Raw genomic sequence first — 26919 nt, forward strand, 5'->3', positions numbered from 1 at the left:
CTGCAGTTCGAGAACCGGGCTTCCAAACTCGGTGCGTCTGAGGTGGGGTTAGTGGTGCGGGCTGTCCTGCTGTTCTACGGCCTGCGTCATGCGTTGAAGGAAGCGGGTGACGTGGAGTGCCTCCTCGGGGCTGAGTGATTCAGCTACGTCGTGCATCCGCTTGTGCATCTCGCCCAGTGTCTCCCGCACTTCGATGTCTGCGTTGCCGGTCGGGACAATCTCGACGGAACGCCGATCCGTAGGGTGCGGCCGGCGGATAAGGTGTCCGCTCGCAACGAGACGATCGATGAGCCCCGTGGTGGATGCCGTCGAGATCTTCAGCATGCGGGAGAGGTCCTTCGGGCTGATGCAATGCCCAGCCTTCTGGGCCCGCATTGCATACCTGATGGCGAGAAGATCCGTTTCGTTCATTTTCATGGCGTCGCGTGTCCGGCGTCGCATCTCGGCTTCCGCAGCCCGGTAGACGCGCAATGCATTTAGCACTTCAACGCTGCCGGGGTTCTCCTGGTCGGCGTACCAATAGCCTGCGCCGTCAGGGTTCATTGCGGGTTCCATATCGACTAGTTTATCGCCCGCCTACAAGCTAGGTCACCTAGCAAATCTCAAGGAGGTCTTGAGATTTCCGGTTAATCTCGAGAACAGCCATGTATTGCCGGGTTTTTCATCGTAGACAGCACAAGCTAAGGTCATATATAACTAGTTGAACTAGTTACTATTCTTCCTACTGATTACGGAGCAGCCGATGTCTACAGTCGCCCAGAAATCGCCCGCGGCCCCGGTTGCAGTGGCGAACCCCGTTCACCTTGTCGACGAGTTATGGATTGACGAGAGTATCAGTGATCCAGGGTTCGACGACGGCGCCTCCGACACTGAGCGGATCATCGCAGCCGCCGGAGCGGTCGAGTCGCTCGAGTGGGAACTGGACCGGGCCCAGAGCGCGCTCGCGTCCGCAGTCGAGCGGGCCACATCCAACGGCTGCTCCGTCGAGAAGATCGCCGAGTCTGCCGGTCTGGCGAAGGAAGAAGTTGCCACTCTGCTCTGGGCCGCTCGTTCCGAGCGCAACCAACCGTGAGCGGCAGCGGTTCTTCACCTCATATCCCCGGCGAATCGACTATTGTGGGCCGCTGGCAGCTACAGCGAACGATCGGCTCGGGCGCCACTAGTGTCCTGTGGGCAGCCACCGACCTTGACAATTTCACCGACGTTGCCGTCAAGGTGGCCCGGCGCAGTGAGCACACCTTCAAGGAAGAAGCGCAGCTCCAGATGTCTCTGCATTCCCCATACATCACGCACGTGCTCGACTGCGGCGTGACTGAGAGCGCTGAGCAGGAACCCGCCGCGTATCTCGTGCAGGAGTTGGTCCCCGGAATGAACCTTCGCGACATCCTGAGTCGCATCACTCCGCACAACGTTGATGTGACGGCCTGGGCGTACGGGCTTCTGCGGGCCCTGCAGTCCCTGCGTGCGGCTGGCATCGTGCACCGCGATATCAAGCCCTCGAACATCATGATCCCTCTTACCGCCGGAGGCTCACCGTCGCCCCAGCCCAAGCTCGTTGACTTCGGAACCGCTGCCCGCGGTCCCCAGTGTGACGACCACGCGTCGTCCCGTGGCACCGTCCTCTATATGAGCCCCGAGCAGGCCCGCGGCACAGGCGTCGGCGCTGCAAGCGACATGTACTCCCTCGGACTGGTACTGCTCGAATGCCTCTCCGGCCACCGGGCCTTCAGCCTCCCCACCGTCGAATCGCTCGTGGCCCGGACCCTGCGCAGCCCATTGATTCCCGACCACATCCCGTCTCACTGGCGCCACCTCATCCGTGCCATGACCTCCATGGATCCAGCCCTGCGCCCCACGCCGACTGAAGCACTGGAGATGTTGACGAACCCCACCGCCGTCGCTGCTGTTTCACACACCGGGACGGAGCTCGCCCTGGCGGTGTAAGCCCGTTTTCGCTCCGAGGTTGCCTTCACCTGCCCGTTCTCGCGGGGATCAGAACGCGTAGCGGATCCGGCAGTACGGTGCGATCTCCTCGATGAGTGCGGTCAGCTGCCGGACGTAGCGGGCCTTGGTGCCTGAACGGTACCGGACGTTGGTAAAGCCGTTCGAGGAGACCTTCGATTCCTGCAGGTCCGGCCGCCACAACACGCTCTCGGCCTGAGGATGCCAGCCCAGGTTGACCTCGTGGAGGCGTTCGTTGTGGGTCAGGAAGATGACTTCGGCGGCAAGCTGGGCTTTCGCCGCGGGCGTCAGCGTGGCATCGAGCTGGCGCAGGAGTTCCTCCCAGTCACTGAGCCAGGTGTCCGTGACGATGACGGGGGAGAAGTTTACGTGCACCTCGTACCCGGCATCCACGAAGTCGTTGATGGCAGCCATGCGTTCGGCCACGGGCGAGGTGCGGACGTCGATCGACTTGGCGAGGTCCGCCGGCATGAGGGAGAACCGGATCCTTGTATGCCCGCCGTGATGCCAGTCCAGCATCGCGGGGTTCACGTACTTGGTGGCGAAGGACAGCTTGGCGGTAGGGAGGTCGCGGAACAGGCTGACCAGGTCTTCGACGTTGTCGCTGATCAACGCATCCACGGAGCAGTCGCTGTTCTCCCCGATGTCGTAGACCCAGAGCTCCGGGTCGCACTGGTTGGGCTCCAGCTTCATGCCCTGGCGCGTGGCATGCCGTTCAAGCGTGCCGGCAATCTGGTCGATGTTCGCGAACACCGTCACCGGGTTGCTGTACCCCTTGTGCCGGGGGACGTAGCAGTAGGCGCAGGCCATGGCGCAGCCGTTGGCGGTTGAGGGAGCAATGAAGTCGGCGGAGCGGCCGTTCGGTTTGACGGTCAGTGCCTTCTTGACGCCGAGGACCAGCGCCTCGGTCTTGATTCGGGACCAGCGGGGCACGTTGGTCTCGTCGCCGTGCACCTCAGGGATATTCCAGTGGTTTTCCACCAGAACGACGTCGGCATCCGGCCACCTTTCCACGATCTCCTTGCCGCGGGGCAGCTCCAGGGCTGCAGGCTGCGCATAGATGCGCCGGATCTGCAGCAGCCGGTTGAATTCCATGGTCATCCTCCGTCGCGTTGAGTTGGCAGGACACACCCCTTTTGACCGGCCATAACCGGCGTGTCCTGTCAACTCAATGCGTTCGAACCGAGTGCCTCAGAGGATGGGTCGGCCGCCGGTGACGGCGATGCGCGCACCGGACATGTAGCTGCCGTCGTCGGACGCCAGCAGGACGTATGCGGGGGCGAGCTCGGCAGGCTGGCCGGCGCGGCCCAGGGGCGTGTCATCACCGAACTGCTCCACCTTTTCCGGCGGCATGGTCGCGGGGATAAGCGGAGTCCAGATGGGCCCGGGGGCCACACTGTTGACGCGAATACCCTTCTCGCCGAGCATCTGCGCGAGGCTCGCGGAGAAGTTCGCGATGGCCGCCTTCGTCGCGGCGTAGGGTGCCAACGCGGGGCTCGGCATATCCGAGTTGACGGACGAGCTGCCGATGATCGAGGAACCCGGCGCCATGTGCGGCAGGGCTGCCTTGACCAGGTGGAACATCGCCGAGACGTTGACCTTGAAGGTGTACTCCCACTCCTCCTCGGTGATCTCATCGAGGCTCTCGTGGCTCATCTGGTAGGCCGCATTGCTGACGAGGACGTCCACCTTGCCGAATTCCTGCACGGCCAGCTCGATGATGTCCCGGCAGTGCTGGGAATCCGAGAGGTCACCGCGTACCACGACCGCCTTCCGGCCGGCGTCCTCGATGTGGCGGGCAGTTTCTTCGGCGTCGTCGTCCTCACTGAGGTAGGAGATGAGGACGTCCGCGCCTTCACGCGCGAAGGCGATGGCCACGGCGCGGCCGATACCACTGTCGCCGCCGGTGATGACCGCCGCCTTGCCGGTGAGTTTGCCGCTCCCTCGGTAGCTCTCCTCACCGCAGTCCGGCGTGGGATCCATCTCTGACTGAACGCCGGGGACGTCCTGCTGCTGCTTTGGCTGACCCATGATTTCCTCCGAAAGTCGCTGTTTCTGTAGGTGTGTGATTCAAGGGGTTAACCGAAGAGGCCCGCCGTTTGGGGGAAACGACGGGCCTGGCTTCGTGGTGGTTAGCGGTTGAACAGTCCGTCGAGCACGTTCTTGGGGCGCTGCTGCTCACCCTGGTTTGCGCCCAGCACGATCACTGCGCCGCTCAGGGCGGGCAGGACCCACTGAAGGATCTTCAGCTGCTGCTGTGCCTTGGCGAGTTCCTCCGGCGCTCCCGGGTTGGGTTCTGTTGAACCCGCAGCACCGTGCTGGCTCAGCTCGCCCACCTTCTTGCCGAGCATGCCGGAGTAGAGGGACGCTGCCATGCCGACGACCGTGATCGCTGACTTGACGACTGTGTTGGCGACAGCACCCGGCTGTCCGGCCAGGCGGCCCTTGTTCGCGGCGATGAGCCCGATTCCGCCGATTGCGTGTGCGCCGAACGCTGCGACCTGCACCGGAGTCCAGCGAGCCCAGCCGACCGTGGAAAGACGGGTGCGCTCCGTCGGGTCCTTGGCTTCGGCTGCCGCGCCGTTCAGGCCGACGGCGCCCATGAGCGATCCGCCGAACCAAGCCGCAGCACTGAGATCGTGAAGGGATCGTACAAGCGTGTTTCCTGCCATGATGCTCTCCTTAGACTTGGGATGCCGTAGACCGTCGAGGAATTAATGGGAAGACGGCACCGTTAATTTCTATCAGCATGCTTACCATTTTGCGAGCGATCGGTAGAAAAATCTGCCGGGCAGTACGATCAATGGGTGCTACCGTTCCTGCTTCTGGGCACCCGCGCCGAGGATGCGGCGGCCGAGGGTGAATACCGCAGCTTCCTGCGCTTTACCGGCCTTACGCCGCCGAACCTTCACCGGATCCGGGTCGAACAGGAACCCCTGCCCGATCTACGGCTCGAGGACTATTCGGGCATCTTCCTCGGCGGGAGCCCCTTCAACTCTTCGGACGCTGAGGACGCCAAATCTCCCACCCAGCATCGTGTGGAGCGCGAACTCCGAGAGCTGCTCGACCGGGTTGTCGACGCCGATTTCCCATTCATGGGCGCCTGTTACGGGGTGGGGACACTGGGGCGGCACCAGGGCGCGGTGATTGACCGCACCTTCGCGGAACCCATTGGTCCAATAGAAATCACAGTGAACGACGACGGCACAGCGGACCCGCTGCTGGCCGGCCTCCCTCCGCGCTTCGATGCCTTCGTTGGGCACAAGGAGGCTTGCGCGACGCTTCCGGCCGGCGCGGTGCTGCTGGCGTCGTCGGCGTCGTGCCCGGTGCAGATGTTCCGGGTGAAGCAAAACCTTTATGCCACTCAGTTCCACCCCGAACTGGACGTCGAGGGTCTCGTTCAACGCATCCGCATCTACCGCCATGCCGGCTACTTCCCGCCGGACCAGGCGGAGACCGTGATTGAGCGCGCGAGGGCCTCGTCGGTGACCTGGCCGCCGCAGATCCTCACCAACTTCGTGCGGCGTTACGCCCGCCACTAACCCGTTGAGTTAACAGGACACACCCCGTTCCGCCGGGCTTTCAGGGTGTGTCCTGCCAACTCAACGCGGGGTGTGGGCGCGGCTTTCACCCGCAGTTCACCCGTCGTTGACCGGGTGGACCACAGCACCATGGAGCATCGGGCGGGGGGACCACCCACACTTCATTCGAAAGGGACTGAACCTTATGGTTTTTCGCCTGACCAGGAGCATCGCCACCGCCATTGCCGGACTGACGCTCGCCACCGTGCCCGTCGCCGGCGCACACGCTGCACCCGCCGAGAAGGCGACCGACGCTCCGATCCTCATCGGACACCGTGGAGCAGCCGGCACCGCGCCGGAGAATACTGTTGCCGCGTTCAAGGACGGACGTGCATCCGGTGCCGACTTCTTTGAGATCGACGTGCAGTTGAGCGCCGACGGCGTTCCATTCCTGTTCCACGACAACACGCCTGCGCGCACAACCAACGTTGAAGAGGTGTTCCCCGGCCGCGAGAACAACCCGGTCACTTCCTTCACCTGGGCGGAACTCCAGCAGCTCGACGCCGGCTCCTACTTCAGCGACAAGTACGCGGGGGAGCGCATCCCGCACCTCGATGACGCGGCTGAGATCGCGACCGTCAAGACCGGCGTGTACATCGAGATCAAGTCCCCGGTGAATTCGCCCGGCGTGGAGCAGGTTGTCGCCGATGAACTCCTCAGCGACCCGAAGTGGACGCAGCTGGTTGCGGCGGACAAGATCCAGGTCATCGGCTTTGATGAGGCCTCGAACCGCCGCTTCGCAGCAATTGCTCCGGACATCGAGCTGCAGCAGCTCACCAGCGTGGTGCCGCCGCGTGCGGTTGTTGAGTCGTGGGCGACCTTCGCCGATTCGGTGGGTACCAATTACCGGACCCTGACACCCCAGAACGTTGCGGACGTGAAGGGTGCCGGATTGATCCTCGGCGTGTACACGGTGAACTCGCCGGAGGCTGTGCAGTACTCGCTGGATCTGGGCGTCGATGCGGTGACCACCGACTTTCCGATCCAGAACCACCGTTTCCTCAAGGGTCAGCCCGTGTTCCCGGGAGCCGGCGTCGAGATCGCCGACTCGGTGAACAACCCGGCCGGTAACGATGTCCAGCCCGAGAACGGCGAGCACGTGGTCCTCCGCAACACCTCGGCGGTGAGCGTTGACGTGAGCGGCGCAGTCATCCGCGACGCCGCGAACAACATCCTGACCGTCGGTCAGGGCTACGTCCTCGCACCGGGTGCCGAGCTTCGCGTTTACACGGGCCCGGGGACGAACTCGGCTGAGGCGTACTACAACGGGGGCAACGCTTCGGTGCTGAACAACGGCGGCGATTCGGTTGCCCTGTGGATCGGTCCGCGCCTGCAGGACGTCTTCGCCAACTAGCTTTTCCGTTTCCCAGACTGCGCCTGGCCGCCGGATCCACCCGGTGCACAGGCGCAGTTGCGTTTCTCCCACGTGGCGGCCGCAGGCCTGTTCCTGGCTGCCTCCACCTGTCATGGTTGCACCATGACAAATCAGTCTCGAACCATCGTCTTCGACGTCAATGAAACCCTGTCCGATATGAGTCCCCTCGCCGACGCGTTCGACGCGGAGGGGTTGCCTGCGCTGACGGCGCGTGTGTGGTTCGCGGGAATCCTGCGGGACGCCTTCGCCCTCACCGTGACGAACGATAATCCCGGCTTCGCCGACCTCGCGAAGGACAGCCTCCAGCGCCTGTGCGCTGACACGCTCGGTGCGGGGGACCACACTGCCGCGGTGGACAACATCATGGATGTGCTGACGACACTGTCCGTGTACGACGACGTCGTCCCCGGTATCGAGACGCTCGCCGGCCTTCCAGAGCTGGTCACCCTGAGCAACGGTGCAACGTCCGTGGCGGAAGCGCTTTTCGAGCGGGCAGGAATTCGCGGACACTTTGCCAGACTGCTCAGCGTCGCCGACGCCTCCCGGTGGAAGCCCGCCTCTGCAGCGTACGAGTATGCCGCGGCGGAAATCGTTCGCGAGCCGGGGGAGCTCCTGTTGGTTGCGGTTCATCCCTGGGATATCCACGGTGCACGCCGGGCCGGATTGGAGACGGCGTGGATCAACCGGTCCGGTACGGCCTACCCGGCATACTTCGAGACTCCGCACATTGAGGCGAGCAGTCTCACGGAGCTCGCTGAGAACCTGCGGGCTGAGTGAAACTGCAGCGCTCGCCCGCGACGCCTAGCATGGTGCAGGAACCCCTTGAGCGGAAGGCATCAGCATGATCTTCATCGTCGTCAAATTCAACGTGAAGCCCGACTGGAGCGAGCGTTGGCTCGATCTCACCCGCGAGTTCACAGAAGCCACCCGCGCCGAGCCCGGCAACCTCTGGTTCGACTGGTCGCGCAGCGTGGACAACCCCAACGAATTTGTCCTCGTCGAGGCGTTTGAAGACGATGCCGCCGGCGCCCACGTGACCAGCGACCACTTCCAGCAGGCCATGAAGGACATGCCTCAGGCGCTCGTCGAAACCCCGCACATCATCAGCGAACAGCTCTCAGCCACCGGCTGGAACCGCATGGGTGAACTCTCCGTCGACAGGAGCGATCATGTCTGAGGACAGCGCACATGCCCGGAACGGGAACCCCCACTACCAGGTGCTGATCATCGGCGGCGGAAACGCCGGTATCTCTCTAGCGGCACGGCTGAAGCGCTACAGGGTGAAGGGAATCGCCGTCGTCGATCCCACTGAGCAGCATCAATACCAGCCCTTCTTTTCCCACATTGCGGGCGGTACGGGCAAGGCGGAAGCGGCCGTGCGGTCGCAGAAGTCCGTGATGCCGAAGGGCATCGCCTGGCACCGTGATTCCGCCACAGCCATCGATCCGGCAACAAAGACCGTGACCCTCGCCTCCGGCAGGAACCTTCTCTACGAACACCTCGTCGTCTGCCCCGGAATCCAGAAGAACTGGGACGGAATTCCGGGCCTCCAGGGCGCCTACGATTCCCCGTACGGAGCGACGAACTACAGCATCGACCTCGCCGTGAAGGCGTGGCGGCTGCTGAGCAACCTTCGGTCCGGAACAGCGGTCTTCACCATGCCCGACGGCCCCATCACCTGCGGCGGCGCCGCGCAGAAACCGATGTACCTCGCGTGCGACTACTGGCGCTCGCAGGGTGTCCTCGACAACATCCGCGTGATCCTCGCCGTCCCGACGAAAACCGTCTACGGCGTTGAAGTTGTGGACGAGGAGCTGAACCGGAAGATCACCGAGTACGGCATCGAACTGCGCTGCAGCACGGAGCTCACATCGGTCGACGCCGACAACCGCGTCGCCACCCTGCGCGACACCGCGCGGGGAACGGAGGAACAGATCCAGTACGACGTCCTGCACGCCGCACCACCGCAGTCCGCCCCGGACTGGATTCGCGGCACCGGCCTTGCCGACGACGACGGTTTCGTCGCCGTCGACAAGAAGACCCTCCAACACGTCACTTACCCAACGGTGTGGTCACTGGGCGACGCGGCGGGAACCCCGAACTCAAAGTCGGGTGCGGCCCTCCGCCAGCAGACCAAGGTCCTTGCGAAGAACCTGAAGGCGGTGCTCAAGGACAGGCAGCCCAGCCGGGAGTACAACGGGTACGGAGCCTGTCCTCTCACCGTCAGCCGCTCTACAGTGGTGCTTGCCGAATTCGATGACACCCACACCCCGAAACCATCGGTCCCCGGTTGGAAGGGCCTCGCCAAGGAGAAGCGGCTGACGTGGCTGGTGGAGCGGTACGGGTTCATCCGGTTGTACTGGTACGCCATCTTGAAGGGCCGCGCCTAGGCCTTCCCGGCCGACGCCTCATCACGCAGAGAGGATCCGCATGTCCCACCAGATCACCGTCACCCGCACCTTCGCCGCCCCGAGGGAACGCGTCTTCGCCGCGTGGACCGACCCCGCGGACTTCGCCATCTGGTTTGGAAGTTCGCAGGTCAACGTCCCACGCGACTCGCTCGTGCTCGACGTTCGCCCCGGCGGTAGTTGGCACGCCGTCATGGAGTTGCCGGACGGCAACACCATCAACTGGGAGGGCGAGTACACCGAGGTGACCCCACCCGAACGGTTGGGCCTGACGATCACCGACCGTCCCGGTACCGACCCGGGAGCGCCCATCAAGGTCACCTTCGCCGATGTCGACGGCCGTACGCAGATGACGCTCGTGCAGGACGCCCCCGGCTTCTCCGCGGAACAGCGCGAGCAGACCGCCGCGGGCTACCAGGCGTTCTTCGACGACATGGAGGCGCTCGTCGTTTCCTGACCGCTGTGTCTACGTCAGGCGCCGGCCCCGGTAGACGGTATCGGCGACGGCAAGGGTTTCACCCTCCGGGCCGCTCGCTTCCCGCGGACGTGCCTCAATCACCTGGTGCTCCCAGCCGTGGTCGAGCAGTTCCGCGATCTCCTCCGCGGTGAAGTACAGATCGGGCAGCCTTGGGCGGGATGCCTCGGACTGCAGGTCCGAGGGATGATGACCCACGATCAGCAGGATCCCACCCGGCGCGACGGCGCGGGCCAGGTTCCGGAACAGGGGCTCGCGCTGCGCGGTGGGCAGGTGCATGTACTGGGCGGTGACGAGGTCGAACGAGCTCGTCGGAGGGACCCAGACCGTGATGTCGTGATGCTCCCAGCGCACCGGCCGGGTGCTGGATTCCTCTCCCTGCTCCCGTTCATGGTCACCCGCGCGCGAGAGCGCGACTCTGGAGATGTCGACGCCGGTGACCTCCCAACCACGCGAGGCCAACCACAGCGAATCCGCGCCTTCTCCGCAGCCGACATCGAGCGCGGTGCCGGGAGGCAGGCCGTGCGCTTCCGCGACCAGCTGCGGGTTCGGACGGCCGCTCCAGATGCGCTTCTTTTCCCCGTACCGGGCGTCCCAGAACGCTTCGTCGAATTCACGGGGACCGTGATCATGGTCCTGCTGGTGTGCATGCATCAGGAAACCTCCGCTCCTATCCTGCTCCCTGCGGGGGCGGACGCGGAAGAGGACCGGTAGGTCTCAAGATCCCGCTGGAGTTCCTCGGCCATGAGGTGGTTATTGATTGCCACTGCTGCTGCCAACCCCGAGGCAGCGGACGGCAGAACCTGCAGCATCAGGTTCGCAACGTTCCCGGCAGCCCAGACGCCGTCGACGTCGGTGGCCCCCATCTCGTCCACCGCAAGGTGTTCACCAACCCCGGCCGGATGCTGGACGGGGTTGAGCCCCAGGCCTGCGAAGATCCCGGTATTGGCAACGAAGCGCGGTGCAACCGCCAGGGCCTCGACCGGCACCACGAGGCCGCCAGCGAGTTCCACGCCGCTCAGGGCGCCGCCGTCGTTATCGTTCAGGATGCGGGTGACGCCACCGTCCACGACGGTGACGCCCCGCGCGGCGAGGTGCTCCCACTCTTCCTCGGTCGGCTCAACGGTGTCGTTCAGGAAGAGCGTGATGCTGCTGCTCCACTGGCGGAACAGCAGCGCCTGGTGAACCGACATGGCGCGGGTTCCGAGTACTCCGATGTGCTGGTCGCGGACCTCCCACCCATGGCAGAAGGGGCAGTGCAGGACCTCCCGGCCCCACCGTTCGCGGAGCCCGGGGATGTTCGGCAGCAGGTCTGTCAGCCCGGTGGTCAGGAGCAGCCGGCGGGAAGAAAGCACGGTCCCGTCGTCGAGCGTGGTGCGGAAGCGGAAGTGTGGATCGTCGGTGCGGGCGGCATCAACGGCGGTGCCTGTGATGATGACGCCGCCATAGGATTGCACGTCGGTTCGACCGGCAGTCACGAGGTCCAGCGGATTCATGCCCTCACGGGTGATAAACCCGTGCACGCCGCTGGCGGGGGAGTTGCGGGGGTGGCCCGCGTCGACCACGGCGACACTCCGGCGGGTGCGCCCGAGCATCAGTGCCGCGCTGAGGCCGGCGGCTCCGCCGCCGATCACGGCGACGTCGAAGGAGTTCAGTTCAGGTGTCATGGTCCCAGCATGGAACGGGTAGACACCACCAGCAAGAAACCTTGCTGAAGTGGCAAAATAACGCATATGAGTGACCATATTGGTGAAGCCCTCGCCGCAGTAGGGCCCCGGCTGAGGGCGCTCCGGGTGAAGCGGGACGTGACGCTCCAGGCGCTGTCCGAGTCGACGGGCATTTCCGTGAGCACGTTATCCCGGCTTGAGTCCGGCCAACGTAAACCGAACCTGGAATTGCTGCTTCCGCTGGCCCAGGCGCATCAGGTTCCGTTGGATGAACTCGTGGGTGCGCCGACCACGGGCGACCCCCGTGTGCACCTGCGTCCGATCGATATGGGTCGTGGAACGGTCGTACCGCTTACGCGTCGGCCGGGCGGCATCCAGGCTTACAAACACGTGTTGCACGCAGATATGCCGCTCGAGGAACCGGACCCGCGGGTCCATGAGGGGTACGAGTGGTTGTACGTGCTGAACGGCAACCTTCGGATGATCCTCGGAGAACTCGACCTGGTACTACCCGCCGGTGAGGCCGTGGAGCTCGATACGCGGGTGCCGCACTGGTTCGGGAAGTCGGACCGTCACGCCGTGGAGTTCCTCAGCCTGTTCGGACGGCAGGGCGAGCGGGTGCACCTGCGGGCGAAGACAACGAATTGAGGTGCGGAGGAGTTCACCTTGAAACGGTAGTGTGGATTTCGCGCGAAGACGGTGGTGAAGGGACAGTACATGAGTGTTCAGGGCGGACTGTATCGCCATGACCTTCCTCTGCGTGAGATCGTCGGGAATGAGATCCGCAGCCGCATCTTCAACGGAACGTTCCCGCCTGGTACGCGCCTGATTGAGCGCGACCTCGCTGCCGAATTTGAGGTCTCCAGGTTCCCTGTGCGCGAAGCGATCCGCATCCTGCATCGGGAAGGGCTTGTCGAGACACTGCCAACCCGGGGCATCGTGGTCAAGCGGCTGGAGCGCAAGGAAGTCGAGGAGATCTTCGACATCCGCGAGGCGCTGGAGGGTCTTGCCTCCCGGTTGGCAGCGGAAAGGGTGGCTGCCGGTGAGCCCAATGGCCTCCAGAAATATGTCGATCTGTCCCGTGAAGCTCTCGCGGAGGGAAATCGCGAGGCCGCCCGCGCGGCGAACTCGGATTTTCATGACGCGATTATCGATTTTTCCGGCAGCGCTACCCTGCGTGACATTCTGACGCCGCTGATGGGGAGGCTGCATTGGCTCTTCGGGCAGGTATCCGACCTCGATGCCGTCTGCAACGAGCACAGCGACCTGTGCGCGGCGATCAATTCCGGGGACCCGACGGCAGCAGCCGAAGAGGCGCAGCACCACGTTCAGTCCTACCGGGACCAGACGCTGAAGCACCTCTTCGGCTGACTCAGGGGCAGATCAGCCCACTAGAGCAACAGGCGTCCCCACCTCTGGTCAAGGCCGGGAGCACCGGCCATGGTGAGTGTCTTCCACAGCGTCACTGCCACTGAATCGAGCACGGGCAGGCCGGTCTCGGTCTCGACTTCCTCGACCACCGGCGCGCCGTACAGGTTGGTGCAGAGGTAGATCAGAGCGTCGGGTCGGTCCTGCCGTGATGCCAGGTCCCTGGACGGTTCGAGCAGGTCCGACGGTGGTACTCTCCCGAAGGACTCGTTCACCGACAGCCCGAGGTGCCGCTCGGAAACCACCTCAATGCCCTCCTTGGAATACCGTAGGGCGATTGCGTCGTTGACGTCGGCTGTGTAGGGCGTGATCAGTCCGATCCGGGTTGCCCCGAACGCCTTCAGGGCATCCAGATACGCGAGGGTTGACGTGGTGGCGGGTACCCCGGTTTCGGCGGTAATCTGCCGGACCATTTCGCGATCCGCGCCGGGACCCAGCCACGATCCTGCGGTACCGTTCCAGGCGATTACATCGACGTCGGCCGTCTGCAGAAGCCGTGCCGCAGCGACCATCGTGGAATGGTCAAACTGCTTGTTGGAACCGTCGTCCAGCGCAATCCGCGTGACTTCGACACGGGTGAAGTGCACGGTGACGTCGGTGCGGTCCCCGAGAATCCGGTAGGTCTGCGGTTCAAGGCACGTATTCGACGACGGGACAATCATCCCGATGCGGGTTGGCCGCGAAGTCTCACCCAGCTCATACATGCGACAGGACCTCCTGCCTGGTGCCCTGCATCTCGCGCGGTCCCTGCCTCGGGATGAACCGGCCAACGGGTCCCGGGTCGCTGAAGACGCCGCCGTCGAGCACTACGCGACCGGCGGAAATAACCGTCGATGGCCACCCAGCGAGCTCCAGACCATGGAAAGGCGAGAAATCCGTCCCCATGTGGAGCGCGGCGCCGTCGACAGTCCGGACTTCCCCCGGATCGAACAGAACAATATCGGCGTCGTATCCGGGAGCAAGGGCTCCCTTGGAAGCCAGCCCATTGATGCGCGCCGGTGCGGCGGCGAAGAGTTCCACGAACTGCTGCAGTGGCATTCCGCGCTCCGTGACGAGCGAGGTGAACGTCGCCGGCATCCGGGTCTCGACGCCGGGAAGACCATGCGGCATGAACCGGATGTCGTCCTTTCGCGAGGATTTCTGGCTCATGTCATAGCACGAATGGTCCGATGAGACGGTGTCGATGCCGCCGGCGAGAGCCCGGTCGACAAGCGCCTGCACCGCCTCCCTGCTGCGCATCGGCGGGCAACAGGCGAACCGCTCGGGGAACTCCGAGCCATAGACGCTTTCGTCCAGGCTCAGGTAGTGCGGGCAGGTCTCGGAGTAGGCGCTGAACCCACGTGACCGGGCGTCCTGCACCAACTCGACGGCTTCGGAGACCGTCTGGTGCACGAAGTAAACCGGTGCGCCGGTGTACTCGGCCATGGCCAGGACTTCACGGACGGAGGCGACCTCCGCCAGTTGCGGCCGGGTGCGGTGCAGGTGTTCGATCCCCGTTTCCCCCCGGCCGGCGTGGTCGCCGGTGCAGTCAGCAATGATCGCGTCATGCTCGGCATGAATGTAGGTCAGCCCGTCAAGACGCACCATCTCCTTCATGACACGCAGGATGGTGTCCTCATCCGCCATGGTGGAACCGCGATTGGTCGTGTACATCTTCACCGACCGGATGCCGAGTTCCGACAGCCGCTCAAGCTGGGCCGGAACGGTGTCGTCCCAGGTGATGACCGAACCGTGGAGCGCTACATCGCAGCGCGCCACCTGTGCCAGGCGCAGCTTGTTCTCCGCAGCCTGCAGGGGAGTTTCGCTCAGGGCGCGCGGGATGCCGAAGTCGATGACCGTCGTCGTGCCTCCCCAGAGCGCGGCGATGGTCGCGGACTCGAAGGTGTCCAGCGATGAGTAGGCACCGGTGACCTGTTCGATGTGGCAGTGCCCGTCCACCCCGCCCGGGATGGCGGTGCGGCCTGCCGCATCGATGAGCCGGGCAGCCTCTGGGAGTTCGTCGGGAGGGGTGGTTCCGTCATAGATCGCGGCGATGCGTCCGTACAGCACACCGATGTGGCCGGTGACCGTATGGGTGGCGTTGACTATGACGGCATTCGTGATGAGCGAGTCCAGTTTCATTCCGGACCACGTTCCTTTCCATGAGTCTCGTGCCCGCGTGCAAGCGTGCGGGTGATGGCAACTGATAAGCCGGCATTCGGTTTGGGCGGAGGTGGTGCGAAACTGCCGGCACGGTGGCTTCCACCTGCGAGGGCGACGAGCACTTCGGCCTGCTTCACGCCGGCCGAGATGCCATCCACAACCGGCACGGGAATCTGACTACCGACTTCCCTTGCCAGCCCGGCCAGCGGGGCGCCGGCGAGGATGACGACGTCGGCCCCGTCTTCCCGGACCACCTGGCCTGAGAGTTCGAGCAGGTGGGGAGCGAAGTCCTCCTGGACAGAACCTATTCCGGTGAGAGGGTCGGTCAGGGAGCGGATGGAAGCCAACCGCCCCCCGAGACCGTTACGTTCCACACACTCCCGGTACCAGGCCGTGATCCGGTGGGAGATCGCCACAATGGAGAACCGGGTGCCCTGAAGGGCAGCGGTGTACAGTGCGGCCTCCGTAATTCCTACGACCGGGATGTCCACGAATTCCTTGAGCGCGGGCATCCCCGGGTCGCCAAAAGCGGCAACGACGACGGCGTCCACGTTCTCGTGTTCCTCGGCGATTACCTGCGCCACCGCCCCCGCTGCGAGCAACGACTCCATGCGGGTTTCGATGTACTCCACGCCGAAGGGCGCGGTCCGCAGGACGATCTCCGTCCCGGGTGACGCTGCCCGCTCGGCCTCAGCGAGGATCAGGGCGGACACTTTCTCGCTGATGTTTGGATTGATGACCAGGAGTTTCATGGTGTGTTCCTAGACCGGCAGGCGGCGGCTGTAGTCGAGCGTAATCACTGAAGCGAACATCACGATGGCGGCACCGACGAAGTAGAGCAGCGCCCAGGTGTAACCGCCCGTGGCTCCGACGATGAAGCCGATGGCCATTGGGGTGATGAAACCGTTGACGTTGCCGGCGAGATTCATTGCACCGCCGAGGACGCCTGCGTTGCCGCGGCCGCCCAACAGGGAGGGGATGCTCCAGAAGAGACCAACCCAGCGGAGGAAAAACAGCACCACGGACAGGAGTACGACGGCGGTGATCGGGTCATTGACGAGTGTGACGCCGACCAGTCCTGCGACGACAACCAGGCTCGAGAAGCCAAGCAGCGTGCGCATCACCCTGTTGGCGGAGGCACCCTTGCCACGCCAGGCATCGGCGATGTTGCCGCCGATGATTTCGCCCACGAATCCTGCGCCGAAGATGACGAAGGTTCCCCAGCCCACTCCGGCAAGATTGAAGCCCTTGGCTTCGGAGAGGTAGAGCGGACCCCAGGTGAGCAGGCCGTAGAAAACACCGTTGAAACCGAACCATCCGAAGCACATGGCCCAGAATGACTTGAACTTCAGGTAGGGGAGCAGGCCGCGCTTGCCGGGTGCTGCTACTGCCGCTGCCCGGGCGTCTTCTTCTGCGTGGGAGGCTTCAATCAGGTCCACTTCGGCCTGGTTGATGCTCCGGTGCTGGCGAGGGGTATCGCGGATGTACCACCAGGCGAGGAAACCGAAGGCGGCCGTGGCAATGCCGGCCGCGAGGAAAGCGCCCCGCCAACCGCCGGTGAGCCCGATCAGGCCCGCGATGGCAATGCCGCCGATGCCTGCGCCCAGAGGAGCTCCGGCGTCGAGGATTGTGGCGCCGCGGCCGCGTTCCCCTGTTGCCATCCACTGCCCGTTCAGCTTGCCGCCGGCGGGCATGATTGCCGCTTCGGTGACGCCAATGAGGGCGCGGGCGGTGAATAGGCTTGCGAAGTTCCAGGCCAGTCCGGATGCAGCGGTGGCGAGGCCCCATCCAACACAGGAACCGGTGACCATTTTGCGGGCACCGAGGCGGTCAACAAGCCATCCGCCGGGTACCTGCATGATGGCGTACGCGAAGAAGAAGGCGGAGAGCAGTAGGCCGATGGATTCCGGGGAGAGTTGGAACTCCTCCTGGATAAGCGGCATCGCCACTGAGATGGACCCCCGGTCCACATAGTTGAGGGTGACGAGGAAGAGCAGCAGGACGAAGAGCTTCCAGCGAACCTTGGTCGGCTTCTTGCTTTCGGTGGACCTGCGGCCCGCGTCTCCGGAGGTGTCGGAGAGATCCTGAGGTGGCAGATCCACCGTCGAGGTCAGATGGTCGTCATTGGCCATGTCATGAATTCCTTTGAACGTGCGAACGGGAGTCGGGTGCCGCGCCGCCTCAACTGACTCGTGGTCCGGCGGATACACCCGTCAAACTTGGGATCCCAAAATTGACAGTAGGCGTGACGCAGCACACTGTCAATGGATTTGAAGGAAAAGTTTCTTATAACAGAATGATTATTTCGCTGTGCGGAATAAAGGCCCGGCGCATATGTGCTCGAATTCGGCTTACGCCCGTTCTAGGAGAGTGGGCGCTGCATCACGAAGTCGGTCTCGACATTGCTGCCCAGCTGGAACGTCTTCGCGCCGACACGGGCAAACCCGTGCTTTTCATAGAACCGGACGGCGCGGGCATTGCGGTCATTAGTGCCAAGCCAGATGCCTTTGGCCTCGGTTCCCTTCGCCGCGATCTCCAGCGATGCCTCCATCAGATGCGACGACGAACCCTGCCCATGGTGCGAAGGGTGCACGTAGAACTTGCTCAGCTCGATCGTCGGGAAGATCGACAGGGAGGACCGCACCTGCTGATCCTTCGGCAAGTCCTTTACTAGCATGCTCCATGCAAGGAGATGCCCGTCTTCGCGCAGGCACAGCAGGATCTTGTCGGGGTCCGCGATGTGCTGGGCGAACCGCTCCTCGGAGAGTTCCGTGGTGATGAAGTGCGCAATGTCCTCCGGACGGGAGGTCGGCGGGCAGGCGAGCGGAAAGGTGACGGCCGCGAGCGTGGCAAGCGGGCCGGCGTCATTCGCGGTGGCATGGTCAATAACAACGGTCACAGAGCTAGGGTAGCGCCGATCGTTCTTCGCGCGACCGATGCGGCGTCGGAATGACGGCCGTCCGGAGTGTGACCGCCCGATCTGCGTGCTCAGATGTCCTCGGGCTGGTGGGGAAGCTGGCTTAGGATCGCTGTACCGACCTTTTCCCGACTTTCGAGAAGGCAGCCATGCACGTGTTGTCCCGAAGAAGGCATGCTGTTGGCGCGCCCTCCCGGCGGGTCGTGATCGTGGTCCTGCTGGCGGTGCTGTTCCTAGCGCTGATACCGCTGGTCATCGTGGCCCTGTCCGACGACGGCGCTGCCGTTGGGTTTGTTGGGTGGACGCTGCCTCTGACGCGCGGGCTGGTTCACCTTGCGAGCCTGGCGGTGATCGCGGTTCTCTGTGTCGGCGTTCTGCTGCCTGCCCAGGACGGTGCTGAAGAACTGTCCCCGTTCGCTGAGCGGCTGGGTCGGCGGGGGAGCGTGGCCGCGCTCGCCGGCGTCGTCGCCTGTTCTGTGTTGCTGCTGTGGACCTATTTCGATGTGGTTGGTGCCGGCCCGCTGGAAGTGGATTTCGGTGATTTCGGGACCTTCCTGAACGAGCTCGCCTCAGGCCGGGCACTGGTCGCACAGATCGGTTTCCTGCTCGCCAGTGCTGTGCTCGCGTGGGTTGCCCGGACTCTCACGGCCCTGCGGATGGCACTGTTTCTCGCCGTGGCAGGGACGACGACGCTGGCCCTCGGCGGACATGCCGCCTCCGAAGCCGGGCACAGCGTGGCAATGTTCAGCATGACGGCTCACATCGCGGCGGCGTCGCTGTGGGTGGGCGGGCTTGCGGGTGTGGCGTGGCTCGCGGTAGCTGCCGGCGACCGGCTGCACGTAGTCGCCCGCCGGTTCAGCAGGCTCGCCCTGATCTGTGCAGCGGTAGTGGCGATCAGTGGGGCGGCGAGTGCGCTGGTGCGCGTGCCGGATCTGGCGGCGCTGCCGTCGTCGCTCTATGGACTGGTCCTGCTGCTGAAGGTGTCCGTGCTGGGAGTGTTGATCGGGTTTGGGGTGGTGCACCGGCGTCGGCTTCTTGCCGGGGACTCCTTCGGCCGGGCAGACTTCGGGAAGCTCGCCGGCGGTGAACTTGTGGTGATGGGCGCTGCCTACGGCTTGGCCATTGCCCTGGTGGGGCTGGAGCCCCCGGCCTAGCGACGGCGTCCGGGCCGGTCGTTAACTTTCTCGTCATCTTCGGTCTGTATACCTGAGTTGTTACCCGTGCCTGCCGTACAGGCACTTTGCATGCAGTGCTGGACCGGCGCCCATGGGGGAGGCGCCGGCGCAGCAGGTCGGCTGCAGGCGCCCAATTCGGCTCAAAGCTCCGGCACGCAGGGGCCGGCACCGAGTTTCGCCAGACCGGCGAGGTCACCGTCGGCGAGGTGTGTCTGGCCCGTGTTCTCCTCGTACATCAGCTGGTTCGGATCATCGATGTGGTCCAGACCCAGCACGTGCGCCAGTTCGTGGATGACGATCGCCCTGACATGCTCGCGCCCGCCCTGAAACTGAAGGATCTCGGTCATGGCCGGCGCATCAAGCATCACCTGACCAGCCACAAGGACCACGGGTCTGTCCGGGCGCTGCGCTATTTCGCTGCCGCCGAGTCCCACTATCTCCCCGGTAAGCCCGGGCACCTCGACGGGGCTGGTCCACGTGACGAGGACCGGCGCCCAGCGCTCGCCGTAGAGTTCGGGCTGGTAGGTGTCGCGTTCCTCAGGGCTCGGTGCTTCGGAGGTTGGGCCGTCGAAGACGAAGGTGAGTCCTGTCGCACTGTGGGCGAAAGATAGAGAGCGAGGACGAAAGCAACGAGCACCGCCGTCCGCACCCGCAGCTTGAACGCTGATGAACGTGGACGACGACGGTGCGGTGCCTTCCTTGTCCGCTTCCCGCTGGTTTCGGCCGCATAGGCGCGGAGCTGTGCGTTGAGCGACTCCTCCAGTGCCCATTGGGGCACTCGTCCCGAACTCGACCGTCGCGTTTCTGATGACGACGGCGGCACGTCATCTCTACGGGACCACTCGCGGTCCAATACCCCCATGGTTGTTCAGCTCGTCCTCTCGCGCACTTGTACTCGCAATAGCTTTGCCGAAGGATTCGTGGCGGGATGCTGATTTGCGGCAATCCTGTCGAAAAGTTGCGTCGACGGGCGTCGCGGGGATCGTTTCGGGTCAGGGTGAAACCGCGTGGCCGAGAATGTGCGCGACAGGCGGCGCCAGCGGTTGGACCGAGAAACCGAACCGCTCGTTATCCCTGACCTCGAATCCGGCAGCGATGATTGACTGCAGGGTATTCCGATTAGGGTGACAGCCTCCTGCAGCCCGTCGCCACAGGGGCGTCAGCAGGTCCTCCACGGCAGCGAGGATCCTGCGTTCCGAGCGCACGTGCTCATAGAAGGCCAGGCTTCCGCCCGGGCGCAGGACCCTCCGCGCCTCCGCCAGGGCAACGGACTGGTCCGACACACTGCACAGCACCAGGCTGGCAACCACCGCGTCGGCACTGCCGTCCGGGGCCGGGATATCTTCCGCCGTTCCGGCAACCACCCGGATAGGAACAGCAGCGGACGCCGCCCGACTCCGAGCCAGGGACCTGAGGTGATCATCAGGTTCCACCGCCAGGACCTCGGTGACCGTGCTCGGGTAATGTGCGAAATTTGACCCCTCACCGGCGCCGATCTCAATCACCCTGCCCCTGATGTCCGCCAGCAGTGCACGGCGGTGCTCGGTCGCACCCCTGAGGTTCATCCCCTCGACGGCACTGGCATAAGCGCGGGCGAAACGGGGATGCTGCAGTTCTGCAGGCCCCGTCTCGGCTTCCGGATCAGGAACGGTCACTGACCCACTGTGAATCTGCGGGTGCCTGCCGTCAAGGGTGCCTGCCGTCAAGTGTTCTGGGTCACAACACCGTTCCGGACGCGGTCACCACCAGAAGGCGGGTCACTGACACCGAATCTGCTTCAGTCGGTTTCCGGACCGTCGCAGAAATAGCAGCCGTCTTCACAGAAATGCTGGCTATACCGTGGCATCCGCACCGCAACTCGGAGTGTGTGCAGCCTAGTAGTTGTCAATGAAGACCCCTGCTGGGGGAAGGACATATTTCGGGTGACGGGAGCCGGCACTGGTCGCGACGAGTGTCCAGACGACGGTGCTGCCCTCGTATGCGGGCAGAATATTTCCCTGCATGACGTAGCGTCGGTCTTCTTCCCGGCCGTCGGGTGCCCACCATCCGTTGAAGGGGCAGTGTTCCCCGGTTCTGGCTTGCCTCGTCCTGTGGGTGGTCGTGCCGTGCACTTCTTTGTGCGGGTGATGCTTTTTCATCGCTGAATCTGACCTCGTTGTCGCTTCTGGCGTGCTATGTAACTAATATGTCACGGATAGTGCCGCCGGGTCCATCCACTGTTCTGGAGCGGACGGACCCGGCTGAGGCACTGTACTAGATCAGGGCTCCGGTGAGGTTGTTCGGTGTCCCAAATCGGTGTGCCGTGACGGACACTGCCTGCTCCCGCAGGAAGGGGAGCAGTTCCACCCGGCTGGCGGCGACGACGTCGTTGGAGTAGATGGCGACATCGGGCTTGCCGTCCGCGGCCTCTGCGGTATCGATGGCGGCCGCCCCGATGAGGCGGATACGTACCCCCGATTCCGGTCCCGTCTTCGCTGCGTAACGCTGGACACGCGTGGCCCATGCTTCAGCGGTTTCGGCCACTATGACCACCCCGGAGTCCCGAAGTGCCCGTGCCACCGCATCGGGAAGCGGGTCGGAGGTGCTCACCGTGAGGGCGTTGGGTGCCGGATGCCCGTTCCAGGCGGTCACACCGGCTGAGGCTACGCGCAGCAGCTCGGCCAGGCCGTGTCCGGACGTTGCCGCCTCGTAGCGGACGGTGGCCGGCAGCGGCCGGTAGCGGAAGATGTTCCGCTCCGCGTGGAGTTCCGAGACGTCGCGGGCTGCGCCGAATTCGGTCTCCCATGCCACGGCATCCGACGCCAGCGCTGATTCGAGCCAGACCACATCGGCGGCCTCAATACTTCCGGTGCTGATCGCTTCGGCGGTTGCGGTGAGGATCCGCCGTGCTGGTGCAGCGAGCGTGGCTGCGGGGATTATTCCAATCGGCGCATCCTTCCATTCACCCAGGCCAACGAGGTAGTTCGGGCCGCCGGCCTTGGTGCCCGCGCCGACTGCGGATTTCTTCCAGCCACCGAACGGCTGACGGCGCACGATCGCTCCGGTGATACCGCGGTTGATGTAGAGATTTCCGGCCTGGACGTTGTCGAGCCAGTACTTCAGCTCCTTGGGCTCGAGGGAGTGCAGGCCGGATGTCAGCCCGTAGTCGATGTCGTTGACCATGCTGACGGCTTCTTCGAGCGTGTCAGCGGTCATGATGCCCAGGATCGGTCCGAAGTATTCGGTCTTGTGGTAGTCGCTTCCGCGCTGGACACCGGTGCGCACACCGGGGCTCCAAAGCTTGCCGCTGTCGTCGAGCTGGCGTGGTTCGAGCACCCAGGACTCTCCGGCACCGAGTTCGGTCAGTCCACCGAGCAGCTTTCCATTGGCTGGTTCGATAATCGGTCCCATTTGGGTCCGTGGGTCAACGGGATACCCGACGTGCAGGGACCGTGCGGCGTCCAGGAGCTGCTGGTTGAACCGGCGTGAGGTAGCGACGGATCCGACCAGGATGACCAATGACGCAGCGGAGCACTTCTGCCCGGCGTGCCCGAACGCGGACTGCACGACGTCGCGGGCCGCGAGGTCAAGGTCGGCGCTGGGGGTGACGATGATGGCGTTCTTGCCGCTGGTCTCAGCGAGCAGGGGCAAGTCCTTGCGGAAGGAGCGGAACAGTTCCGCGGTCTCGTAGCCACCGGTGAGGATGAGCCGGTCGACGGCGGGGTGGGAGACCAGCGCAGTGCCAACGTCACGCTTGGCTACCTGCACGTACTGCAGCACATCGCGATCGATTCCTGCTTCGTCGAAGGCCTCCCAGAGGGCTTCGACCATGACGGCGCCGCAGCGGCGAGCCTGCCGGGCGGGCTTGATGATGACTGCTGAACCGGCGGCCAGGCCCGCGAGCACCGAACCTGCCGGGATGGCGACGGGGAAGTTCCACGGCGGAGTGACGACGGTCAGCTTCGAGGGGATGAACTCCGCACCATCGACGGTGTCCAGTTCCTTGGCCAGCTCGGCGTAGTAGTGGGCAAAGTCGATGGCTTCGGAGACCTCGGGATCGCCCTGGTCCAGGGTCTTCCCGCACTCTGTTGCCATCACTTCGAGCAGTTCGGCCCGCCGTGCTTCCAGACGGACGCCGGCCCGGTGGAGTACAGCGGCGCGCTCAACCCCCGTCAGGGAGCCCCAGGCGGTGCCGCGGGCAAGGGCTGTCTGGATGACGGCTTCGAGCTCATCATTGGAGCCAAGCTCATGGTTGTCCGCTGTTGCCTCGCCGAGAGTCGAGGAGGGAACCCGGTCGAGGATGGCCCGGCCCCAGGTGCGGTTCGCGGGCAGGTCGGGATCGGTGTCAGGCGTGTTGATGAAACTGACGGTCGGCCCGCCATACCCCGGTGTACCTGTTTCGAGCCCGGCGCGGGCAGTCACTTCAGCCAGGGCGGCGTCGGCGTCGAACCGGGTGCGGTCCTGGACCCGGTTGGGTCCGGGGACGGTGTCGGTGAGGGCCGCGAGCGAGGCGAGGAAGCGCTGCTTCTCGCGCTCGAAGAGGGCTTCATTCTTGTCCAGTTCGAACACTGCGGACATGAAGTTTTCCTGGCTCGCGCCTTCTTCAAGGCGGCGGATCAGGTAGGCGATGGCGACGTCGAACTCCGCCGGGTGCACCACCGGCGTGTAGAGCAGGAGGGATCCGACGTCGCGCTTGACTGCTTCAGCCTGACCGGTGGCCATGCCGAGGAGCATCTCGAATTCAATGCCGGAGGTAATTCCGCGTGCCTTGCCCAGCAGGTGGGCCAGTGCGACGTCGAACAGGTTGTGCCCGGCGACCCCGATCCGGACATTCGAGATCCTCTCCGGGACCAGGGAGTAGTTGATCACCGCCTTGTAGGAGGTGTCAGAATCCTGCTTGGTGCCCCAGGTCGCCAAGGGCCAGCCGTGCACGTCTGCGTCGACCTGCTCCATCGGAAGGTTCGCGCCCTTGACGACGCGGACCTTGATAGGGGCGCCGCCGTTCGCTGTGCGGGCCGCTGCCCATTCCTGCAACCCGATCATCGCGCCGAGGGCGTCCGGCAGGTACGTCTGCAGGACGATTCCGGCCTCAAGGTTGTGGAACTCGGGCTTCTCGAGCAGGCGGGTGAACACAGCGACGGTCAGGTCGAGGTCCTTGTACTCCTCCATGTCCAGGTTGATGAACTTCCGCGGGGAGGATGAGGCCGCGAGCCTGAACAGCGGGGAAAGCGTCTCCACGATGTGGCTGACTGCTTCGTCGAATGCCCAGTGGTTGTGCGGTGCGACGGTGGAGGACACCTTGATGGAGACGTAATCCACGTCCTCACGGGCGAGGAGTTTGTGGGTGCCTGCGAGCCGGCGCGATGCCTCACCCTCACCGAGGATTGCCTCGCCGAGCAGGTTCACATTGAGCCGGATTCCATCGCGCCTGATCTTGGCGATCGACCGGCCAAGCTTGGCCTCGGTTGCATCCACGATCAGGTGGCCCACCATTTCCCGCAGTACCTTGCGGGCAACAGGAATGACGACGCCGGGAACCACCGGTGCCATGTACCCGCCAACAGCGACGGCTGACTTCATGTACCACGGCAGGAAGGACGGGACCTTCGGGACCAGTGCCTTCAGATTCCTCGCAGCAACCGCTTTGTCCTCGGGACGGATGACGCCGTCAACGAACCCGACCGTGAACTCGAGGCCATGCGGATCCTTCAGAACGCCTGCGAGCTGGGCGGCGGCGGCATCAACGGGAACCTTGGCGCCTTCAGCCAACCAGTGCCGGACCAATGACACGGCTTCCTCTGCCAGGTCACCGGGGCGGACGAGCTTGGTGCTGGTCCCTGTTACTGCGGTCATAGGGGGTACTCCTCGAAGATGGGTTTCGGCGCATGGCCGGGTTAGGGCGGGTGAGGTAGGTGTTTGAAGTTGCCGTTGAGGCGCGGTCTTGGTGTATCTGGTTCGGGTGCCATCGCGAGTGGATGGCGTCCCGGGAAGTGTTCGCGAACCTGACGTCGTTGGAGGAACGCGTGAGGCCTTGACTTTCAGTATGACTCTGCGTCACTTTTAGGAAAAGTAACGTTTTCCGAAACTTAAGCTTCGGAAATATCGAATGGTTGAAATGCTCGATATCCATAGGCTGCGTCTCCTCAGGGAACTCAGTATCCGCGGAACGATCGCTGAGGTTGCGGCGGCCCTGCGCTACAGCCCTTCCTCGGTGTCCCAACAGCTTTCGTTGCTCGAACGGGAAGCCAAAGTGACGCTGTTTCGAAAGAGTGGCAGGCGGTTGCAACTGACCGCGCACGCTCTGGTCCTGGTGGAGCATGCGGAAGAGTTGCTCGAAGGACTTGAGCGGGCGGAGGCCGCGTTGGCGGTCAGCCGGCCGGTCGTGTCCGGAACTGTGCGCCTGGCCGTCTTCCAGACTGCGGCGCTTGCCCTCATGCCGAACATGCTGCGAACCCTTCGGGAGACGCATCCACTGGTGCTGGTGAAGATGGTGCAGCACGAACCGGAGACCGCGTTGCACGAGACGTGGGCACGCGACTTCGACCTGGTGGTCGCCGAGCAGTATCCCGGGCACGCTGCTCCCCACTACGAGAGCCTCGATCGCGACCTGCTGACGCGTGATGACATTCGGTTGGCGGTGCCGACGGACCTGACTGCGGCGCCCGAAGCCTTCCACCGTGTTCAGGACCTGAAGGATGCGATGGGGTTGCCGTGGGTGATGGAGCCCCGTGGAGCTGCCTCAAGGCACTGGGCGGAGCAGCTATGCCGCCTGGCGGGATTCGAACCGGATGTTCGTTTCGAGAGTGCTGACCTGCAGACGCATGTCCGTCTGGTGGAGTCCGGAAATGCCGTCGCGTTCCTTCCGCAACTGGTGTGGATGCAGCGGGAGCAGCGGTCACGTCTGATTGAGCTGCCCGGCCGGCCGACGCGCACTATCTTTACCGCCGCGCGTCGCTCGAGTGCCGGTGATCCGGCTATTGCAGCGATCCGGCAGGCGTTGAAGGCGGAAGCAGCAGCACTCGGTCTGGATGCGCCGTTGTAGGCGTGAGCCGCCGCACATGCTTCCGTACTTTATTCGCCGGGCGCGGAATGGCTAGCCACCCAGGAGGCCCCCCTCGTAGCGTTGCGGGCAAGACACCCAACGAGAAGGAGCGGTCATGTCACGAGTTGCCATCATTGGAGGCCACGGAAAGGTGGCCTTGCATTTGTCCCGGATTCTGTCCGGTGCCGGCCATGAGGTGAGTTCGATCGTCCGCAATCCGGATCACTCCGCTGACGTTGAGGAGCGCGGTGCCAAGCCCGTTGTTGCGGACGTGACACAGCTGTCGACCGGTGAGCTGGCCGATGTCCTGCGCGGGCATGACGCGGTGGTGTGGTCGGCAGGCGCGGCTGGTAGCAGCCCGGAGGACACGTACGCGATTGACCGGGATGCGGCGATCCGTTCCATGGACGCGGCGAAGGAGGCCGGGGTCGACCGGTATGTGATGGTCTCCTACCTCGGTGCACGGAAGGATCACGGAGTCCCCGAGGACAACGGGTTCTTCCACTATGCGGAGGCGAAGGCTGCGGCGGACGAGTACCTGCGTGAGACCGACCTTGCGTGGACGATCCTCGGTCCGGGCGCTCTGACGACGGATCCGGGTAAGGGAGCGATCGAGGTTTCGGGCGAGCCTCAGCAGGATTCGGTTGCCCGGGAGGACGTGGCGCAGGTTGCAGCGGCTGTGCTGAGCAACCCCGGCACGGTCGGGAAGTTCATCCAGTTCAATACCGGCGAGACCCCGATCGCCGAGGCGCTTGAGGTGGTGTAGCC

28 protein-coding genes are annotated in these 26919 nt (G+C 64.2%); 13 read left to right on the forward strand and 15 right to left on the reverse strand.

Translation table 11 applies throughout. The features are described from left to right. Window positions 1-48 precede the first annotated feature (48 nt). Window positions 49-555: a MarR family winged helix-turn-helix transcriptional regulator gene (locus tag AC5RTB_RS00805; protein ID WP_494059168.1), complete on the reverse strand. Its 507-nt coding sequence runs from the start codon at window positions 553-555 to the stop codon at window positions 49-51. 187 nt (window positions 556-742) lie between these two features. On the opposite strand from AC5RTB_RS00805, the gene AC5RTB_RS00810 reads away from it, so the two are divergent. Both AC5RTB_RS00810 and AC5RTB_RS00815 read left to right on the forward strand, forming a co-directional pair. Then, complete coding sequence (locus tag AC5RTB_RS00810) at window positions 743-1072, forward strand: hypothetical protein (RefSeq protein WP_494059169.1); 330 nt, start codon at window positions 743-745, stop codon at window positions 1070-1072. Then, window positions 1069-1944: a serine/threonine-protein kinase gene (locus AC5RTB_RS00815; protein WP_494059170.1), complete on the forward strand. Its 876-nt coding sequence runs from the start codon at window positions 1069-1071 to the stop codon at window positions 1942-1944. Before AC5RTB_RS00810 ends, AC5RTB_RS00815 begins: the two co-directional genes overlap by 4 nt. Before the next feature lie 48 nt (window positions 1945-1992). Here the strand turns inward: AC5RTB_RS00815 and AC5RTB_RS00820 are convergent, their stop codons facing one another. The 3 genes from AC5RTB_RS00820 to AC5RTB_RS00830 all read right to left on the reverse strand — a co-directional run bounded on the left by AC5RTB_RS00820 (window position 1993) and on the right by AC5RTB_RS00830 (window position 4634). Further along, window positions 1993-3057 (reverse strand): spore photoproduct lyase family protein, encoded by a 1065-nt coding sequence (locus tag AC5RTB_RS00820; protein WP_494059171.1) that lies wholly within the window; start codon window positions 3055-3057, stop codon window positions 1993-1995. A 96-nt stretch (window positions 3058-3153) separates the two neighbouring features. Beyond that, window positions 3154-3993: a glucose 1-dehydrogenase gene (locus tag AC5RTB_RS00825; protein ID WP_494059172.1), complete on the reverse strand. Its 840-nt coding sequence runs from the start codon at window positions 3991-3993 to the stop codon at window positions 3154-3156. A 101-nt stretch (window positions 3994-4094) separates the two neighbouring features. Next, window positions 4095-4634 carry a hypothetical protein gene (locus tag AC5RTB_RS00830; protein WP_494059173.1) on the reverse strand — a complete coding sequence of 180 codons (540 nt, stop codon included), beginning with the start codon at window positions 4632-4634 and terminating at the stop codon, window positions 4095-4097. A 135-nt stretch (window positions 4635-4769) separates the two neighbouring features. On the opposite strand from AC5RTB_RS00830, the gene AC5RTB_RS00835 reads away from it, so the two are divergent. The 6 genes from AC5RTB_RS00835 (at window position 4770) to AC5RTB_RS00860 (ending at window position 9783) form a co-directional block, all read left to right on the forward strand. Next, a complete protein-coding gene (locus tag AC5RTB_RS00835) occupies window positions 4770-5504 on the forward strand; it encodes a glutamine amidotransferase (protein ID WP_494059174.1) in 735 nt (244 codons plus the stop codon). A gap of 184 nt (window positions 5505-5688) precedes the next feature. After that, the gene (locus AC5RTB_RS00840; protein ID WP_494059175.1) at window positions 5689-6897 is read left to right on the forward strand and encodes a glycerophosphodiester phosphodiesterase family protein; all 1209 of its coding nucleotides are present in this window, start codon (window positions 5689-5691) and stop codon (window positions 6895-6897) included. 123 nt (window positions 6898-7020) lie between these two features. Beyond that, entirely contained in the window at window positions 7021-7695 is a 675-nt protein-coding gene (locus tag AC5RTB_RS00845; RefSeq protein WP_494059176.1) for a haloacid dehalogenase type II, read from the forward strand. A 64-nt stretch (window positions 7696-7759) separates the two neighbouring features. Continuing rightward, window positions 7760-8095, forward strand: a complete 336-nt coding sequence (locus tag AC5RTB_RS00850; protein WP_494059177.1) for a putative quinol monooxygenase — start codon at window positions 7760-7762, stop codon at window positions 8093-8095. Further along, the gene (locus tag AC5RTB_RS00855; RefSeq protein ID WP_494059178.1) at window positions 8088-9308 is read left to right on the forward strand and encodes an NAD(P)/FAD-dependent oxidoreductase; all 1221 of its coding nucleotides are present in this window, start codon (window positions 8088-8090) and stop codon (window positions 9306-9308) included. Before AC5RTB_RS00850 ends, AC5RTB_RS00855 begins: the two co-directional genes overlap by 8 nt. A 40-nt stretch (window positions 9309-9348) precedes the next feature. Next, on the forward strand, window positions 9349-9783 hold the full coding sequence (locus AC5RTB_RS00860) for an SRPBCC family protein (protein WP_494059179.1): 435 nt from the start codon (window positions 9349-9351) through the stop codon (window positions 9781-9783). Between the two features lie 9 nt (window positions 9784-9792). On the opposite strand, the gene AC5RTB_RS00865 is transcribed toward AC5RTB_RS00860, so the two are convergent. Both AC5RTB_RS00865 and AC5RTB_RS00870 read right to left on the reverse strand, forming a co-directional pair. Next, window positions 9793-10455, reverse strand: a complete 663-nt coding sequence (locus tag AC5RTB_RS00865) for a class I SAM-dependent methyltransferase (protein ID WP_494059180.1) — start codon at window positions 10453-10455, stop codon at window positions 9793-9795. Next, window positions 10455-11468 (reverse strand): NAD(P)/FAD-dependent oxidoreductase, encoded by a 1014-nt coding sequence (locus tag AC5RTB_RS00870; RefSeq protein WP_494059181.1) that lies wholly within the window; start codon window positions 11466-11468, stop codon window positions 10455-10457. Before AC5RTB_RS00870 ends, AC5RTB_RS00865 begins: the two co-directional genes overlap by 1 nt. 66 nt (window positions 11469-11534) lie before the next feature. Here AC5RTB_RS00870 and AC5RTB_RS00875 point away from each other — a divergent pair, with 66 nt between their 5' ends. Then, on the forward strand, window positions 11535-12116 hold the full coding sequence (locus tag AC5RTB_RS00875) for a helix-turn-helix domain-containing protein (RefSeq protein ID WP_494059182.1): 582 nt from the start codon (window positions 11535-11537) through the stop codon (window positions 12114-12116). 69 nt (window positions 12117-12185) lie between these two features. Further along, window positions 12186-12839 (forward strand): GntR family transcriptional regulator, encoded by a 654-nt coding sequence (locus AC5RTB_RS00880; RefSeq protein ID WP_494059183.1) that lies wholly within the window; start codon window positions 12186-12188, stop codon window positions 12837-12839. A gap of 20 nt (window positions 12840-12859) precedes the next feature. Here AC5RTB_RS00880 and AC5RTB_RS00885 read toward each other — a convergent pair whose 3' ends face one another. The 5 genes from AC5RTB_RS00885 to AC5RTB_RS00905 form a co-directional block, all read right to left on the reverse strand. After that, window positions 12860-13600, reverse strand: coding sequence for a maleate cis-trans isomerase family protein (locus AC5RTB_RS00885; protein WP_494059184.1), 741 nt, complete (start codon window positions 13598-13600; stop codon window positions 12860-12862). Then, a complete protein-coding gene (locus tag AC5RTB_RS00890; RefSeq protein ID WP_494059185.1) occupies window positions 13593-15017 on the reverse strand; it encodes a dihydroorotase in 1425 nt (474 codons plus the stop codon). Before AC5RTB_RS00890 ends, AC5RTB_RS00885 begins: the two co-directional genes overlap by 8 nt. Further along, on the reverse strand, window positions 15014-15790 hold the full coding sequence (locus tag AC5RTB_RS00895; RefSeq protein ID WP_494059186.1) for an aspartate/glutamate racemase family protein: 777 nt from the start codon (window positions 15788-15790) through the stop codon (window positions 15014-15016). Before AC5RTB_RS00895 ends, AC5RTB_RS00890 begins: the two co-directional genes overlap by 4 nt. Window positions 15791-15799: 9 nt before the next feature. Further along, window positions 15800-17170 carry an MFS transporter gene (locus AC5RTB_RS00900; protein WP_494059187.1) on the reverse strand — a complete coding sequence of 457 codons (1371 nt, stop codon included), beginning with the start codon at window positions 17168-17170 and terminating at the stop codon, window positions 15800-15802. 230 nt (window positions 17171-17400) lie between these two features. Beyond that, window positions 17401-17937: a GNAT family N-acetyltransferase gene (locus AC5RTB_RS00905; RefSeq protein ID WP_494059188.1), complete on the reverse strand. Its 537-nt coding sequence runs from the start codon at window positions 17935-17937 to the stop codon at window positions 17401-17403. Between the two features lie 167 nt (window positions 17938-18104). On the opposite strand from AC5RTB_RS00905, the gene AC5RTB_RS00910 reads away from it, so the two are divergent. Next, a complete protein-coding gene (locus AC5RTB_RS00910; protein ID WP_494059189.1) occupies window positions 18105-19109 on the forward strand; it encodes a copper resistance D family protein in 1005 nt (334 codons plus the stop codon). Between the two features lie 161 nt (window positions 19110-19270). Here AC5RTB_RS00910 and AC5RTB_RS00915 read toward each other — a convergent pair whose 3' ends face one another. The 4 genes from AC5RTB_RS00915 to AC5RTB_RS00930 form a co-directional block, all read right to left on the reverse strand. Continuing rightward, the gene (locus tag AC5RTB_RS00915; protein WP_494059190.1) at window positions 19271-19900 is read right to left on the reverse strand and encodes a matrixin family metalloprotease; all 630 of its coding nucleotides are present in this window, start codon (window positions 19898-19900) and stop codon (window positions 19271-19273) included. A gap of 222 nt (window positions 19901-20122) precedes the next feature. Beyond that, the gene (locus AC5RTB_RS00920; protein WP_494059191.1) at window positions 20123-20785 is read right to left on the reverse strand and encodes a class I SAM-dependent methyltransferase; all 663 of its coding nucleotides are present in this window, start codon (window positions 20783-20785) and stop codon (window positions 20123-20125) included. Between the two features lie 219 nt (window positions 20786-21004). Continuing rightward, complete coding sequence (locus AC5RTB_RS00925; protein WP_494059192.1) at window positions 21005-21268, reverse strand: hypothetical protein; 264 nt, start codon at window positions 21266-21268, stop codon at window positions 21005-21007. Window positions 21269-21383: 115 nt separating this feature from the next. Further along, window positions 21384-24962, reverse strand: a complete 3579-nt coding sequence (locus AC5RTB_RS00930; RefSeq protein WP_494059193.1) for a proline dehydrogenase family protein — start codon at window positions 24960-24962, stop codon at window positions 21384-21386. 262 nt (window positions 24963-25224) lie between these two features. Between AC5RTB_RS00930 and AC5RTB_RS00935 the strand changes: the two genes are divergently transcribed. Both AC5RTB_RS00935 and AC5RTB_RS00940 read left to right on the forward strand, forming a co-directional pair. Next, window positions 25225-26151 carry a LysR family transcriptional regulator gene (locus AC5RTB_RS00935; protein WP_494059194.1) on the forward strand — a complete coding sequence of 309 codons (927 nt, stop codon included), beginning with the start codon at window positions 25225-25227 and terminating at the stop codon, window positions 26149-26151. A gap of 115 nt (window positions 26152-26266) precedes the next feature. Further along, complete coding sequence (locus AC5RTB_RS00940) at window positions 26267-26917, forward strand: SDR family oxidoreductase (protein ID WP_494059195.1); 651 nt, start codon at window positions 26267-26269, stop codon at window positions 26915-26917. Window positions 26918-26919 lie beyond the last annotated feature (2 nt).

Source organism: Arthrobacter sp. M71 S08, assembly GCF_059089725.1.

Excerpts from the sequence above, each read along its gene's own strand:
- AC5RTB_RS00805 (WP_494059168.1), bottom strand. The coding sequence starts at position 555 with ATGGAACCCGCAATGAACCCTGACGGCGCAGGCTATTGGTACGCCGAC.
- AC5RTB_RS00810 (WP_494059169.1), top strand. The coding sequence starts at position 743 with ATGTCTACAGTCGCCCAGAAATCGCCCGCGGCCCCGGTTGCAGTGGCG.
- AC5RTB_RS00820 (WP_494059171.1), bottom strand. The coding sequence starts at position 3,057 with ATGGAATTCAACCGGCTGCTGCAGATCCGGCGCATCTATGCGCAGCCT.
- AC5RTB_RS00825 (WP_494059172.1), bottom strand. The coding sequence starts at position 3,993 with ATGGGTCAGCCAAAGCAGCAGCAGGACGTCCCCGGCGTTCAGTCAGAG.
- AC5RTB_RS00830 (WP_494059173.1), bottom strand. The coding sequence starts at position 4,634 with ATGGCAGGAAACACGCTTGTACGATCCCTTCACGATCTCAGTGCTGCG.
- AC5RTB_RS00840 (WP_494059175.1), top strand. The coding sequence starts at position 5,689 with ATGGTTTTTCGCCTGACCAGGAGCATCGCCACCGCCATTGCCGGACTG.
- AC5RTB_RS00845 (WP_494059176.1), top strand. The coding sequence starts at position 7,021 with ATGACAAATCAGTCTCGAACCATCGTCTTCGACGTCAATGAAACCCTG.
- AC5RTB_RS00850 (WP_494059177.1), top strand. The coding sequence starts at position 7,760 with ATGATCTTCATCGTCGTCAAATTCAACGTGAAGCCCGACTGGAGCGAG.
- AC5RTB_RS00855 (WP_494059178.1), top strand. The coding sequence starts at position 8,088 with ATGTCTGAGGACAGCGCACATGCCCGGAACGGGAACCCCCACTACCAG.
- AC5RTB_RS00860 (WP_494059179.1), top strand. The coding sequence starts at position 9,349 with ATGTCCCACCAGATCACCGTCACCCGCACCTTCGCCGCCCCGAGGGAA.
- AC5RTB_RS00865 (WP_494059180.1), bottom strand. The coding sequence starts at position 10,455 with ATGCATGCACACCAGCAGGACCATGATCACGGTCCCCGTGAATTCGAC.
- AC5RTB_RS00870 (WP_494059181.1), bottom strand. The coding sequence starts at position 11,468 with ATGACACCTGAACTGAACTCCTTCGACGTCGCCGTGATCGGCGGCGGA.
- AC5RTB_RS00875 (WP_494059182.1), top strand. The coding sequence starts at position 11,535 with ATGAGTGACCATATTGGTGAAGCCCTCGCCGCAGTAGGGCCCCGGCTG.
- AC5RTB_RS00880 (WP_494059183.1), top strand. The coding sequence starts at position 12,186 with ATGAGTGTTCAGGGCGGACTGTATCGCCATGACCTTCCTCTGCGTGAG.
- AC5RTB_RS00885 (WP_494059184.1), bottom strand. The coding sequence starts at position 13,600 with ATGTATGAGCTGGGTGAGACTTCGCGGCCAACCCGCATCGGGATGATT.
- AC5RTB_RS00890 (WP_494059185.1), bottom strand. The coding sequence starts at position 15,017 with ATGAAACTGGACTCGCTCATCACGAATGCCGTCATAGTCAACGCCACC.
- AC5RTB_RS00895 (WP_494059186.1), bottom strand. The coding sequence starts at position 15,790 with ATGAAACTCCTGGTCATCAATCCAAACATCAGCGAGAAAGTGTCCGCC.
- AC5RTB_RS00900 (WP_494059187.1), bottom strand. The coding sequence starts at position 17,170 with ATGGCCAATGACGACCATCTGACCTCGACGGTGGATCTGCCACCTCAG.
- AC5RTB_RS00910 (WP_494059189.1), top strand. The coding sequence starts at position 18,105 with ATGCACGTGTTGTCCCGAAGAAGGCATGCTGTTGGCGCGCCCTCCCGG.
- AC5RTB_RS00915 (WP_494059190.1), bottom strand. The coding sequence starts at position 19,900 with ATGGGCACTGGAGGAGTCGCTCAACGCACAGCTCCGCGCCTATGCGGC.
- AC5RTB_RS00925 (WP_494059192.1), bottom strand. The coding sequence starts at position 21,268 with ATGAAAAAGCATCACCCGCACAAAGAAGTGCACGGCACGACCACCCAC.
- AC5RTB_RS00930 (WP_494059193.1), bottom strand. The coding sequence starts at position 24,962 with ATGACCGCAGTAACAGGGACCAGCACCAAGCTCGTCCGCCCCGGTGAC.
- AC5RTB_RS00935 (WP_494059194.1), top strand. The coding sequence starts at position 25,225 with ATGCTCGATATCCATAGGCTGCGTCTCCTCAGGGAACTCAGTATCCGC.
- AC5RTB_RS00940 (WP_494059195.1), top strand. The coding sequence starts at position 26,267 with ATGTCACGAGTTGCCATCATTGGAGGCCACGGAAAGGTGGCCTTGCAT.